The sequence below is a fragment of the Halomonas sp. AOP25-F1-15 genome (assembly GCF_052378675.1).
GTDB lineage: Bacteria > Pseudomonadota > Gammaproteobacteria > Pseudomonadales > Halomonadaceae > Vreelandella > Vreelandella casei.
Genome location: NZ_JBQSXV010000002.1, coordinates 97,959 through 110,845, shown reverse-complemented (window position 1 = coordinate 110,845; position 12,887 = coordinate 97,959). Strand labels below are relative to the sequence as shown.

Genomic DNA, 12,887 nt, shown 5'->3' with positions numbered 1-12,887 from the left:
TATTAGCGTCGGGATGGCGAGCGTACTAAGTCATCAACGTACTGGGCCATTCAGAAAGATGAGCATTATAGTTACATTCATGTATGTATGCTAGCCTTGAACTATCGAAATTTGTGTGTACACACTATTGTCAAGCTTACCTTAGTCCAAAGCATTATAGGTTAACGATAAATAGGTTTTTTTGCTGGCGAAACTCACGCGAATCGATACCCCACTTACAAAACAACGCCGCCCCAGCCAATTGGCTGGGGCGGCGTTGTGCTAATACTGCTTTCCTAAACGCGACTAAGCTATCCGGTTAACCAAGCCGTTTATCGATTAACGCTTCTAACTCAAGCTGATCTTCGTGGAAGCGACGAATCCCCTCAGCCAGTTTGTCGTTCGCCATGGCATCCTGATTATGCCCCCAGCGGAAAGCTGATTCGCTTAACGCTGTCGCGGACTTGCCACTGCTTTCGCTAGCATTGATCTGCGCACTGACGCTGCCCTCAGTGGCTTCCAGCTCTTCAAGCAAGGCGGGCGAAATGGTTAACCGCGGACAGCCTGCCAGCGCTAACACCTGGCCCGTAGTACGAAAGCTCGCGCCCATTACCACGGTGTCGTAGCCACCCTGATTGGCTCGCTCACACACGCCCTGCACAAACTGAACGCCTGGGTCGTTTGCAGGGGCGTAATCATTGCCCGTCTCTTTTTTGTACCAGTCGGTGACACGGCCCACAAAAGGAGAGATCAGGAATACGCCCGCATCGAAGCACGCCTGGGCCTGAGCATCGCTAAACAGTAGCGTTAGGTTGCACTGGATACCTTCGCGCTCAAGCGCCTCGGCGGCACGAATGCCTTCCCAGGTAGATGCCAGTTTAATCAGCACACGATCGCGGGCGACACCGCGGGCGCTATAAAGCTCGATCAACTCATGGGCTTTGGCAATGCTGGCCTGGGTATCGAAAGAAAGACGCGCGGCAACTTCGGTAGAAACACGCCCCGGCACCACGGCTGAAATTTCACTGCCCATGGCGACTGCAAGCCGATCAACGGCATGGCTAACCTGCTCTTCACGACTGCTACCTGAGGCTTTTACGCTGCCCAGCTCTTCATCAATCAATCCTTGATAACCTGCCAGGCTAAAGGCTTTAAGCAGTAATGACGGGTTGGTGGTGGCATCCTGGGGCTGATAGCGGCGGATAGCGTCAAGATCACCGGTATCGGCGACTACCAGCGAATGTTGCTTCAACTGTTGCAACTGACTCGTCATACAATCTCCTTAATAGGCTGTTAGGCGCCGCCATGGCGTTGTTCAAGTGCCGCGCAATAGCGGGCATAAATGGGTTGGTAAGCGGCCACCCTCTCTGGATGTGGGTCAGCCAGCGACTGCGCATCCAAATGCACTAAGCGTTCACACAGCGTCTCTAGCGTTACGCCGTTTGCACGCTGATCGCACCAAGCCACCTGGAGCGCAGCGCCTAGCGCTGCCGCATCGGTTATCTCGGGGCAAATCACCTGGGTCCCGGTGATATCGGCCACCATCTGCCGCCATACAGGGCTATTGGCACCGCCACCGATTAGCCTGATCTGGCTCGCGCCAGCGGTGATATCACCCAGTAACTCTAGCCCATAGCGTAGCCCGAACGTGGCCCCTTCTACCACGCCCCGGCATAAATTAGCCTGGGTGGTATTTAAACTAGTTAGACCGAGAAAGTCCGCCGACGCATCAGGCAGCATCGGCACCCGCTCGCCATTAAAAAACGGCAATACGGTAACGCCTCCAGCGCCCATTGGCGCGCTGGTTACTTTCTCACTAAATGCCGCCAGATCTAAACCGAACAGTTCGCGCACTCGCGTGGTGGCTGAAGTAACGTTCATGGTGCAAATAAGCGGCAGCCAGCCGCCGGTACTCGAACAGAAGTTAGCAACCATGGCGCTGTCACATTCGACAGGCGTCGCCGAATAGGCGCAGACGGTGCCGGACGTACCTAGGCTGAGCGTAATCAGCCCTGGGGTGATATTGCCGGTACCAATGGCGCCCAGCATGTTGTCGCCACCGCCAGAAGAGACGACGACCTGATCGCTCAGCCCAAGCTCTCGGGCAACCGCTGGGCGCACAAACCCGGCTGGCTCATGGGCTTCTAGCACGCGGGGCAATACCTTCGCCGGGTCGAGTTCGGGGGCGATTTCAGCAAACACATCCAACTGCCAGCAACGGTTGCGAGTATCGAAATAGCCAGTGCCTGACGCATCGCCTGCCTCCGTAACGCGCTCACCGGTTAACCAGTAATTCAGGTAATCGTGAGGCAGTAGCAGGCTGTCAATTCGTCGATAGGCATTGGGGTGCTGCTCACGCAGCCAAGCGAGTTTAGACGCTGTGTAGCCAGTTTGCAGCACCAGTCCCAGCTTATCCAAACAGCCTACTTCGCCCCCCAAGCGCGCCACTAGGTCAATGTTCTGCGCATTGGTTTCGGTATCGCACCACAGCTTGGCCGGGTAAACCGGCGCACCGTCGGCATCCAGTGCCACCATCCCATGCTGCTGGCCGGATACACCAATCCCCCGCACGTCACTCGCGGGAACTCCTGCATGCTCCAGCGCGGCAAAGAAAGCGCCTTTAAGGGCCGCTAACCACTCAGCGGGTGCCTGCTCGCGTCGGCCATTTTCGCCTTCATCAAGGCGATGGGGGCAGCTCGCCTCAGCCAGAATCCCTCCCCGCTCAACGTCTACCACGACCACCTTGGTGCTTTGGGTACCGCAATCTACCCCGATATACATCACAACGTTCCTTTGGACACGGCCAGCCCCTCTAGAGTAGCGCGTGCGCCGCGTTCGTGCAGCGCTGTTAGCGCCGCTAGATAAGCGTCAACAAATCGAGGGCTGTCGCTTAGATCGCCAAACAGCTCACGGTTCTCAATAAAGGCCGTGGGTCGCGTGCGGTTCTGCGCGGCAATGGCCATCAAGGGCGCCTTTAAGCGATCAACAATTTCAATAGCTTGGCCCTGCTCATCCACACCCTCAGCATAGCGCGCCCAGCTGGCAACAACAGCGGCACTGCGTGCTATATCACCGCCCTGAGCCAACTGTTGGCGAATTACCGGCACGAGCCATTTGGGAATACGATCAGAGCTTTCGGCGCACAGCCTTGCCAGCGTATCTTTAATTTGCGGGTTGGCGAAACGCTCAATCAGCGTTAATCGATAGGCTTCAAGGTCAACGCCCGGCACTGGCGATAACGTCGGGGTGCCTTCTTCGCACATATAACCCATTAAAAAATTGACGAACAGCGGGTCCTGACACACTTCATGGGCATAGCGATAGCCCGCCAAATAGCCAAAGTAGGTCAGTGCCTGATGGCTTGCGTTAAGCAAGCGCAGCTTCATCAGCTCATAGGGTTCAACATCGTCCACTAGCTGAACACCCACCTTCTCAAATGCGGGGCGCCCCAGGGGGAAATCGTCCTCCAATACCCACTGGGTAAAGGGTTCGCAAACCACCGGCCAAGCATCCTCAACCGCGAAGCGTTGAGCCAGCTCGTCAATATCGACAGGCGACGTGACCGGAGTGATGCGATCTACCATGGCATTGGGAAACGCCACCTCAGTCGTTAGCCAAGCGCCTAATTCAGGATCACGCGCCTGAGCATAGGCAGCAAACATGCGTTTGGCCACATCACCATTGCCCTGAATATTATCGCAGGACATCACGGTAAAGGGAGCCACACCCCGCGCACGCCGGCGAGCAAGCGCCTCGACGACCAGGCCAAAGCTGCTGGACGGCTGAGTAGGATTGGCAAGATCAGCGCATATTTGCGGATTCTCAACATCGAATTCGCCGCTCACCGGATGAAAGTTATAGCCCCCTTCGGTAACCGTTAGCGACACGATACGAATAGCCGGGTCCGCCATCTGCTCAACCACTGCGTCACCGTCTTCCAGTGCAAACAGGTAATTCACCATGCTGCCGATCACACGCGGCTCATATTGGCCATCAGGATGCTTGATCACCAGCGTATACAGATAATCCTGCGCCGCCAGCGCCTGCTGCATGCGTTTGTCGCCAGCCATCACGCCAACGCCAACAATCCCCCAGTCCAGCGCCTCTCCCTGGTTCATCAGTGCATCTAGGTACATCGCCTGATGAGCGCGATGAAAGCCACCTACCCCAATATGCACAATACCGGGCGTCAGTGAACGGCGGTCATAGCCAGGTGTGGCAACATCGGCACTGAGCTTGGCTAGATTGAGGTTGTTAAGTTGGGTCATCGGTATTTCTCCAGTCAAGGCTCACTTGGCGTTGGTCTGCCACTCGTTAACCAAGGCTTCCAAACCACGCATATGGTCTAAAATGCGCCACGCACCGGCGTTAGTCAGTCGTGCTGACTGTTCAGCATCCACATGGCTGGCGCCAACGAAGCCAATCACACACATGCCGGCAGCGTGGGCAGCGGTCACGCCGGAAACGCTGTCTTCTACCACTAAACAGTCTTTAGGCAATTGACCCAGCTGATGCGCTGCGAGCCGATAAAGCGCTGGGTCAGGCTTGGGTTTAGCGACCTGTTCAGCGGTAAAAATCGGTACTGCGCCAAAGGCATCCGCCAACTGCGTGCCGGCAAGCGAGGCCAGCACGCGGCTACGACGGCTGTTGGAGACAATGGCCTTGGCAAGCGGTATACGCCGGACGGCTTCATCTACACCCTCAATCGCTCGAAGCTCGCTTGCCAAACGCGCCTCAATGGCCGTATCCATTTGTTCGGTGGCATCGAGCGGCAAGGTATGGGTACTTAGCTGTTCAAGGTGACGTAAAATATTGGCGGTGGTCATGCCGAGTGCCTGACTGAGCACCTGGGTGACGTTAAGATCAGGCAACCAGCGCGACAGGTACTCAACGAGGGTATCTTCAGCAAGCGCCTCACTGTCGACCAGCACTCCGTCGCAGTCAAAGATGAGCGTCTTCATGCAGGGTCCTCTGCAGGCGATGGGGCGCGGTTATCATGGCGGGTCAGCGCAGCCAGAGGGTGCTGCTGCAAGCTGGATAACGCTAGACCATCCGCATCGAACAAGTGAGCACGCTCAGGGGCAAAACCAAAATGCACCGTGTCGTGCACTCTATAGGCGACGTCACCATCGGCCATAATCGTGACCAGCTCATCATCCATTTGAACGTAGAGCGAGGTTTGGCCGCCCAGGCGCTCCAGCACTTTAATCTCGCCACTCAGCGGCCCTTGCTCATCAAGTACCAGATGTTCCGGGCGAACGCCTAGCTCAAGCGTAGCGTTGGCGACCAAGTGCTGGCCGTCAGCCGGTACGCTGCGCTCACCGCCACCGGGTAATCGAATACCCACTCCTTCAGGCGTTACGCCGGTCAGCGTTACCGGTAGAAAATTCATTTTGGGGGAGCCGATAAACCCCGCCACAAAGCGGTTGCGTGGATGGTGATAGAGCGCCATAGGCGAACCCACCTGCTCCACCACGCCGTCGTGAAGCACAACGATTTTATCTGCCATGGTCATGGCTTCGATCTGGTCATGGGTGACGTAGATCATGGTCGCATCTAGCTCATCGTGCAGCCGTGCTAGCTCAATTCGCATCTGCACACGCAGCGCGGCGTCTAAGTTAGAAAGCGGCTCATCGAACAGGAAGATACTGGGATTGCGCACAATGGCGCGGCCAATCGCCACCCGCTGGCGCTGACCGCCCGAAAGTGCCTTCGGCTTGCGATCCAACAGTGGTTCGAGCTGCAGGATTTTGGCCGCTTCCAGCACCTTGGCACGCCGCTCCTCTTTAGGCACGCCCGCAAGCTTCATGCTGAAGCCCATATTGCCTTCCACCGTCATATGCGGATAAAGCGCATAGCTTTGGAAAACCATCGCAAGGCCGCGATCCGCTGGCCCAACGTCATTGATACGCTGGCCATCGATTAAAATATCGCCATCGCTGGCACTTTCCAGCCCGGCGATCATGCGCATCAGGGTCGACTTACCGCAGCCGGAGGGGCCCACGAAGACCACGAATTCGCGATCATTCACCTCAAGGTCGATACCTTTGATTACCTGGGTGTCGCCGAAGTGCTTGGTAATATTGCGCAGTTGTAGTGTTGCCATGAGAAGCTCCTTTACTTGACGGCACCAAAGGTCAGGCCACGTACCATTTGTTTTTGAGTCATCCAGCCCAGTATTAAAATGGGAGCGATCGCCATAGTGGATGCCGCTGACAGTTTGGCCCAGAACAGACCCTCAGGACTTGAGAACGAGGCAATATACGCCGTTAAGGGGGCCGCTTTTGAAGTGGTAAGATTGAGGCTCCAAAATGCCTCATTCCAGCTTAAAATCACCGATAGCAGCCCGGTTGAGGCAATGCCTGGAAGGGTCAGCGGCAATAGCAAAAAGAACACTTCCTGCAGCGTAGAAGCGCCGTCCATCCGCCCTGCTTCTAGAATGTCTTTGGGCATATCTTTAAAGAAGGTGTAGAGCATCCACACCACAATCGGCAGGTTCATCAGCGTATAAATGATGATCAGCCCAGTGCGCGTATCGAGCAGGCCGACATCGCGAAAGATCAGATAAATGGGCACTAGCACGCCCACTGATGGCAGCATTTTAGTGGAGAGCATCCACAGCAAGGTGCCTTTGGTGCGCTTCGTCGGCAAAAAAGCCATGGCGTAGGCACACGGTATCGCAATCAGCAGTGCCAAGAAGGTAGAGCCAAAGGCTACCGCTACGCTGTTAAGCGCAAAGCGTGCATACCCAGAGCGCTCGTGTACGGCCTGATAGCTTTCAAGCGTCGGGGAAAAAATCAGCGTCGGGTCGGCAATCGCCGCTGTTTCTGTTTTGAATCCGGTCAGTATCATCCAGAAGATCGGAAAAAAGATCACCAGGGCAATTGACCAGCCCAGCACGGTTATAAAAGCCCGCTTTGCCTGTGCTGACCGCCACCCCGTCATCGAGTGTGGCGCAGCCGTTTTGGAACGTAATGTTGTCATTGCAATGCTCCCAAGACACAAGTGCCGGTCTAGTCTTCCAAGTTTTTGGCCACCATACGGACCAGGAAGATCGCCACGATATTGGCAAGGATGATGGCAATCACCCCACCGGCGGACGCAGTGCCCACGTCAAAATCCAGTAGCGCACGGATATAAATCAGGTAGGCCAAGTTGGTGGTCGCTAAACCAGGCCCGCCCGAGGTCGTCACAAAAATTTCCGCAAAAATAGTCAGCAGGAAGATCATTTCAATCATGATCACCACGCTGATCGCGCGCCTTAAGTGCGGTAGCGTAATAAAGAAGAAAATAGCCAGCGGCCCCGCGCCATCCATGCGCGCAGCTTCCACTTGATCCTCATCCAGTGACTGCATGGCGGTGAGCAAAATCAACAGCGCAAAGGGCAGCCACTGCCACGCGACAATAATCACGATGGACGTTAGCGGTAATGCCGAAAACCAGTCGACCGCCGGCAGTCCAACGGATTCAAAGAGCCATGCCAGCACCCCGTTAGACGGGTGCATCATCATGTTTTTCCACACCAGCGCACTGACAGTGGGCATGATGAAGAAAGGTGAAATAGCCAATACGCGAGCAATACCACGACCCGCGAAGTCCTGCTGAAACAGCACAGCCAGAAGCGTGCCGCCCACTACGGTAATCGTCAGCACCCACCCCACTAGCAGTAGGGTATTGATCATCGAGCGCCACAGCGCAGGGTCAGTTAACAAATACTCATAGTTTTCTACCCCGGCAAAGCCCGTCATGCTGGGCATTAGCAGGTTGTAATGCTGAAAGGAGAACCAGAGCGTCATGCCTAATGGCACAATCATCCACAGCAGCAGCAGCGTTACAGCGGGCGCCTGAAGGGAAAGCGTTCTTAACCCGCCGACCGTACGGCCAGAAGCACGTTTTTTATTCATGGAAATACCTGCGAGACAACAGACTTGCGAAAACACCGACAAAACGCCTGCCCTTATATGCTAACGGCCAAGTAAGGGCAGGCGTTGGCTATTTATCGTTCGATGTAGCCAGCTCGCTGCATGGTGCGCTCGGTAGCGCGCTGGGCACCGTCTAATGCCTGCTCAACCGTGGTATCACCGATTAAAGCCGCTGCAATGCTTTGCCCAACCTGAGTGCCAATCGACTGAAATTCAGGAATATTGACGGTCTGTACGCCAACATAAGGGTTTGGCTCAAGGGTTGAGTCGTTAGGGTTCGTTTCTTTGATAGCGTTAAGTACGAAATCAGCAAACGGAGCCGCGTCGGTGTACTGCTCATTGGCATAGGTAGACTCTCGGGTTCCCGGCGGTACGCTGGTCCAGCCATTGGTTTCGCCGACTAGCTCAATGTATTCCTGCGACGTTGCCCAGGTAATAAACTCAAGCGCAGCCTCTTTATGCTCAGAGGAGGCAGGGATAGCCAGCGCCCAAGACCACAACCAGTGCGAGCCCTTAGGCGTTTCAGCGATGGGGGCTGGCGCAAAGCCAAGACTATCCGCGACGTCAGACTCGTTAGCATCGTAAAGCTTGCCTGCCGCTGACGTGGCATCCACCCACATGGCGCAATTGCCTCGTGAGAACAGCGCTAGGTTTTCATTGAAGCCGTTAGAGCTAGCGCCTGGCGGGCCGTAGTTACCCAGTAGGTCAACATAGAACTGAATGGCATTGACCCACGCCTCGGAGTTGAGTTCTGGGTTCCACTGCTCATCAAACCAGCGCCCGCCATAGGTGTTCACCAGCGTTGTGATGAGCGCCATGTTCTCACCCCAGCCTGGCTTGCCGCGCAGGCAGATCCCAGCCAAACCCTCTTCGCTGCCGTGAAGCTCTTCGGCCCAGTCACGCACCTGCGCCCACGTCGGCTGCTCCGGCATTTCTATACCGGCTTGCTCAAACAGGTCTTTGCGGTAATACATCATCGAGCTTTCAGCGTAGAAAGGCAGCGCGTGAAGCGTGCCATCCAAGCTCAAGCCATCGCGCACCGAGGCTAGCAAGTCGTCCTCAGCGTACTCGTCTGGCAAGTTATTCAGCGGCTCCAGCCATTCTCGCTCAGCCCAGATCGGCACTTCGTAAGTACCGATCGTCATCACGTCAAACTGACCGCCACCGGTGGCAATATCGGTGGTCATACGCTGGCGCAACACGTTTTCCTCAAGCACTACCCAGTCTAGGGTAATGTCGGGATGCGCTTCCTCGAAAGCCTCCGTGAGGCTTTGCATGATCACCATATCGTTGTTGTTTACCGTCGCCACGGTAAGTTCTGTTTGCGCCTGGGCGTTTCCCGCGATAGCAATGGCGGCGGCTAGCGTGGTGACGGGCAAGTGACGTGCGAGTCGCATAAAGCACTCCTATGGGCATGTATTGGCATTGTTGTCGCCTTGATCTTATTGATCATCAACCAAACAAATGATCGTACGTAAGCCGAAAAAAAGCAAAGCCCATGGGCTTAGACTTTACGCTAACCTAGTGTCTGCTACGCGCACTGACGCGTTATAACGCTTCTACAATCTGCCTTGCGGCGACCTCATCGGTCACCAATCCTTTGAGCCAACCACCGCGCAGCGCTGCGCGAATGGCCGGCGCTTTTTCACGCCCACCTGCAATGGCGACCATGAGATGTTTACCAAAGCGCTCTAAGGGAAGGCTAGTAACGCGGCGTGTAATCGAACAGTCAATGACGTCGCCATCACTGTTAAGCGGCCACCCTAATAGCTCGCCCACCGCTTTTAAACCCAACAGCTCATCCAGCTCGCTTTCGCTAATGAAGTGGTCTCGAAACAGCGTGGCCTGCCGGTCGATACGCCCTATGCCAATGAAGGCGGCTTCTGATTCTGTAGCCACGTCAGCAATCGCCTTGAACAGTCGCTGCGTGAGCATCGCCTCTTTCTCGCCCAGCGACCCAGCCACTATCGGCGTGGGCAGCAAAAAGCGTTCTCCGCCGGTTTTATCAGCCATCAACATGACGGCGTCGTAACGGTTCGTCGAGCCGTCCCTAGCGACATTACCCACCAGCGACACAAAGCGATGCTGTGGACGTTCAACGCGCCTGAGCGACTCCACTGCGGCGCGCACCGAACGCCCAGAGCCTAACGAAAGCGTTAACGGCTCACTGCGTTCAACGAGTTTGGCAATACGTTCTGCGGCGGCTACCGCTAGATAGGAAAGTGCGCTGTCAGGTGCGTGATTATCAGCAGGTACCACTTCGCAGTAGTCTAAGCTAAAACGATCACGCAGCGTGCGGCCTAGCGCCATACAGGTGGAAATAGGATGATCAATATGGACTTTGACCAATCCTTCCTGTCGCGCCAGGGCCAATAACCGCTGTACTCCCGGCCTGGAGACGCCTAGCTGGTAGGCAATTTCATCCTGCGTCATTCCGCCCACGAAGGACATCCAGGCGGCCCTGGCGGCCTGATCCAGCTTAACCTCGAATTTATCCATACGCTGCTCTCTCAATGTTAATTTACGTGTCATCATACAAAGGTAATGCCGAGATCAGAAGTCACCTATTCGTTAATAGAAAAGCGGCGCTAATGGGCAAATGGTATATCGCTTCACCACGCTCACACTACTTGGAGATCATGCATGTATAAACTGGCTTTTTACGTACCCATCGACGATGCCGAAAGCGTTAAGCAGGCCGTATTTGAGTCCGGCGCTGGGCATATTGGCTTGTATGAGAATGTCTGCTTTCAAACCCGCGGCACGGGCCAGTTTCGGCCAACGAAAGGCACCAATCCGCATATCGGCACGGTCGGCAGTTTGGCAAGCGTTGAAGAGTTCAAAATCGAGATGATATGCGACGAGGCCCATATTCACGGCGCTATTGCGGCCTTGAAACTTGCCCACCCCTATGAAGAAGTCGCTTATGATGTGTGGCTACTCGCCGATTTGTAACACGTGCGCCCGTTTATTTTTAGCCGTCTAGGCGCTGCCTAAATAACGCTCGCGGTCTTCCGGTGTCACCATGCTGATGTGCAGCGGGAATTCATCATGAGGGCGATCCGCGTAAAAGTGACGTAACGTACGTTCAATCGTAATGAAAGCAAGCTCATCCCAAGGGATTTCGTGCTCTTCAAACAAGGCAACGTCGAGGCTTTCTGGCCCGGCACTAAAGCCGCCGACTAATTCGGCACGGAAAATCATAAATACCTGATTGATATGGGGCAGATCAATGAGCGTATACAGATTAGCCAGATCGACCTCGGCACAGGCCTCTTCCCGCGTTTCCCTGGTAGCCGCTTGCGGGGTTGATTCAGCGTTTTCCATAAAGCCAGCAGGCAATGTCCAATAGCCCTTGCGCGGGGCAATCGCGCGTTTACAGAGCAATACTTTGCTACCACTAACCGGCAGCGTGCCGGCCACGATCCGTGGGTTTTGATAATGGATCGTACCGCAGGCATCACACAGGTAGCGTGGGCGATCATCGCCTTCAGGGACGGCAAAACGTACTTTATCACCACACTGGCTACAAAAATTCATCGCGTATTCTCAACGGCTAGTGAATAGAAGCCTCGACGCGCTTGACGTCAATGGCCGCTGCTGGGTAAAAGAGAACAAAGTCACTGGATACCCTATGTTAGAGAAACTGCGTCAACAGCTGCAACAACTGACTCCTCGGCGTTTGGATCATATCGTGATGCCCGAAGCCGCCGTGCTTTTACCCATTGTCGAACGTCCAGAGCCAACCTTACTATTTACCCGCCGCGCAAGCCACTTAAGCACTCACAGCGGCCAGGTGGCCTTTCCAGGGGGTAAGCGTGAACCTTTTGACAGCGACCTCTACGCAACGGCCCTGCGCGAAGCTGAAGAGGAAATTGCCCTTGACCCTAGCCTAGTCGAGCCGCTGGGAAGGCTGTCGGATGTCATTTCACTACATGGGATTCGCGTTACCCCTTGGGTTGGCATTATTCCGCCTGATTTACCGCTGGTTGCTGACCCAGGTGAGCTTGACGCTATTTTTGAGGTTCCACTTAGCCACTTTTTGGATGACTACCGCACCCATACCGATGTCATTACCGTCGATGGCGTTGCTCACTATGTACCCAGCTATCACGTCGATGGCCATGTCATCTGGGGGCTGTCGGCAATGATGCTGGTGGAATTACTGGCAGAGGGCTTTGGCATGCCCATTGATTTATATCAACGCCCGCAGGGCCCGCTACAGCATTATCCTGAACGCAAAAGCCGGCTTCCTAAGTCATCTGCCACGCCTTCTCGCCCGGCGCCACCGAGACCCAACAAATGACCCCGATCGCCACAACGTCGTCACCCGTGCTGCAAACAGCAACGCAAAATGCCCTGGTGGATGCACTGGTCGAGCAGGGCTGGTATGTGGGCCGCGAGGTTATTGACCTTGAGCTATGTGATGCGCTGAATCACGAGCTTTTGCACCGCGCGGCCTATAATAAATTAGATGAAGCGGGGATTGGCCGAGGCAAGCAGCATCTGCTGCGTAAAGATATTCGCGGGGACGCTATTCACTGGCTGGATCGTGAAAGCGCCGCTCAGCGGCGTTACTTAGATGCCATGAGCGAGCTACAGCAGGCGCTTAATCATGCACTGTTTTTAGGTCTGTTCGAGTACGAAGCGCATTTTTCCCACTACCCCCCCGGCGCTTTTTATCAACGCCACGTAGATAGTTTTCGTGGCCGCGCCAATCGCGTGATTTCCACTGTCAGTTACTTAACGCCCGACTGGCCAAGCGATGCCGGTGGTGAAATGGTGATCTACCACCCGGACGACTCCAGTCTTGAGATCGCCCGGGTAGTGCCCGAAGCAGGCACCTTCGCCTGCTTCTTGTCTGAAACTATCGCCCACGAAGTGCTTCCCACCCGCCAGTCGCGCACCAGCATTGCAGGCTGGTTTCGACGCAATGCCTCGCTAGGCGGCGTACTTGACCCCGCACGCTAGCGGGGAAAACGCTGA

The 12,887-nt window shown here is 55.3% G+C and carries 13 protein-coding genes; 3 read left to right on the top strand and 10 right to left on the bottom strand.

Going from position 1 to position 12,887, the window contains the following annotated elements; genetic code table 11:
• Window positions 1–298: 298 nt before the first annotated feature.
• The 9 genes from tal to ACT3TF_RS03850 all read right to left on the bottom strand — a co-directional run bounded on the left by tal (window position 299) and on the right by ACT3TF_RS03850 (window position 10,400).
• Window positions 299–1,252 (bottom strand): transaldolase, encoded by a 954-nt coding sequence (gene tal / locus ACT3TF_RS03890; protein ID WP_096281484.1) that lies wholly within the window; start codon window positions 1,250–1,252, stop codon window positions 299–301.
• 20 nt (window positions 1,253–1,272) lie between these two features.
• Entirely contained in the window at window positions 1,273–2,760 is a 1,488-nt protein-coding gene (xylB, locus tag ACT3TF_RS03885) for a xylulokinase (RefSeq protein ID WP_444671622.1), read from the bottom strand.
• Window positions 2,760–4,247 (bottom strand): mannitol dehydrogenase family protein, encoded by a 1,488-nt coding sequence (locus ACT3TF_RS03880; protein WP_444671621.1) that lies wholly within the window; start codon window positions 4,245–4,247, stop codon window positions 2,760–2,762. Before ACT3TF_RS03880 ends, xylB begins: the two co-directional genes overlap by 1 nt.
• Window positions 4,248–4,268: 21 nt before the next feature.
• Window positions 4,269–4,940, bottom strand: coding sequence for an HAD family hydrolase (locus ACT3TF_RS03875; RefSeq protein ID WP_096281490.1), 672 nt, complete (start codon window positions 4,938–4,940; stop codon window positions 4,269–4,271).
• The gene (locus ACT3TF_RS03870) at window positions 4,937–6,085 is read right to left on the bottom strand and encodes an ABC transporter ATP-binding protein (protein ID WP_441684577.1); all 1,149 of its coding nucleotides are present in this window, start codon (window positions 6,083–6,085) and stop codon (window positions 4,937–4,939) included. Before ACT3TF_RS03870 ends, ACT3TF_RS03875 begins: the two co-directional genes overlap by 4 nt.
• A gap of 11 nt (window positions 6,086–6,096) precedes the next feature.
• Window positions 6,097–6,963, bottom strand: coding sequence for a carbohydrate ABC transporter permease (locus ACT3TF_RS03865; RefSeq protein ID WP_407647818.1), 867 nt, complete (start codon window positions 6,961–6,963; stop codon window positions 6,097–6,099).
• 29 nt (window positions 6,964–6,992) lie between these two features.
• Window positions 6,993–7,883, bottom strand: coding sequence for a carbohydrate ABC transporter permease (locus ACT3TF_RS03860; RefSeq protein ID WP_441684579.1), 891 nt, complete (start codon window positions 7,881–7,883; stop codon window positions 6,993–6,995).
• Window positions 7,884–7,975: 92 nt separating this feature from the next.
• Window positions 7,976–9,298 carry an ABC transporter substrate-binding protein gene (locus ACT3TF_RS03855; protein WP_096281497.1) on the bottom strand — a complete coding sequence of 441 codons (1,323 nt, stop codon included), beginning with the start codon at window positions 9,296–9,298 and terminating at the stop codon, window positions 7,976–7,978.
• 151 nt (window positions 9,299–9,449) lie between these two features.
• Window positions 9,450–10,400 (bottom strand): sugar-binding transcriptional regulator, encoded by a 951-nt coding sequence (locus ACT3TF_RS03850; RefSeq protein WP_096281499.1) that lies wholly within the window; start codon window positions 10,398–10,400, stop codon window positions 9,450–9,452.
• A 144-nt stretch (window positions 10,401–10,544) separates the two neighbouring features.
• Between ACT3TF_RS03850 and ACT3TF_RS03845 the strand changes: the two genes are divergently transcribed.
• Window positions 10,545–10,856: an NGG1p interacting factor NIF3 gene (locus tag ACT3TF_RS03845; RefSeq protein ID WP_096281502.1), complete on the top strand. Its 312-nt coding sequence runs from the start codon at window positions 10,545–10,547 to the stop codon at window positions 10,854–10,856.
• A gap of 27 nt (window positions 10,857–10,883) precedes the next feature.
• On the opposite strand, the gene ACT3TF_RS03840 is transcribed toward ACT3TF_RS03845, so the two are convergent.
• Complete coding sequence (locus ACT3TF_RS03840) at window positions 10,884–11,441, bottom strand: NUDIX hydrolase (protein WP_096281504.1); 558 nt, start codon at window positions 11,439–11,441, stop codon at window positions 10,884–10,886.
• A 94-nt stretch (window positions 11,442–11,535) separates the two neighbouring features.
• Between ACT3TF_RS03840 and ACT3TF_RS03835 the strand changes: the two genes are divergently transcribed.
• Complete coding sequence (locus ACT3TF_RS03835; RefSeq protein WP_176483408.1) at window positions 11,536–12,207, top strand: CoA pyrophosphatase; 672 nt, start codon at window positions 11,536–11,538, stop codon at window positions 12,205–12,207.
• Entirely contained in the window at window positions 12,204–12,872 is a 669-nt protein-coding gene (locus tag ACT3TF_RS03830; protein ID WP_441684583.1) for a 2OG-Fe(II) oxygenase, read from the top strand. The genes ACT3TF_RS03835 and ACT3TF_RS03830 overlap by 4 nt, the downstream gene beginning before the upstream one ends.
• The last annotated feature ends 15 nt before the right edge of the window (window positions 12,873–12,887 follow it).